The organism is Halomonas sp. SIMBA_159 (assembly GCF_046536035.1).
Lineage (GTDB): Bacteria > Pseudomonadota > Gammaproteobacteria > Pseudomonadales > Halomonadaceae > Vreelandella > Vreelandella venusta_A.
On sequence record NZ_JAWJBT010001061.1, the window covers coordinates 1 to 254 of the forward strand.

The 254-nt window shown below is 49.6% G+C and carries 1 protein-coding gene; it reads left to right on the forward strand.

The genetic code is table 11. From position 1 onward, the window contains the following. The coding region (locus tag R0J87_RS22535) for a hypothetical protein (protein ID WP_498889114.1) at window positions 1-204 on the forward strand (204 nt) is incomplete at its 5' end. Between the last annotated feature and the right edge of the window lie 50 nt (window positions 205-254).

The following is a 254-nucleotide window of genomic DNA, read 5'->3' on the forward strand; positions in this document are numbered from 1 at the left end:
CCTGAGCCACCAAATGCGACATTCCACGGCTATATGCTCGCTGACGGCAGAGCCAGAGCATTGATCGCGTTGCGGGGCGCGCAGACAGAAACTTGGATGTCAGTGGGTGATATGTTGCGAAATTGGTCCGTTGTCGAAATTGACCAAAGCGCTGTCCATTTGGAGCTACAAGGCTTTCAACACGTTCTCACAATCAGTAGATGATTGTACAAAGCTATTTGATGATTGGACAGAACATGCGCTTCAGCACACTG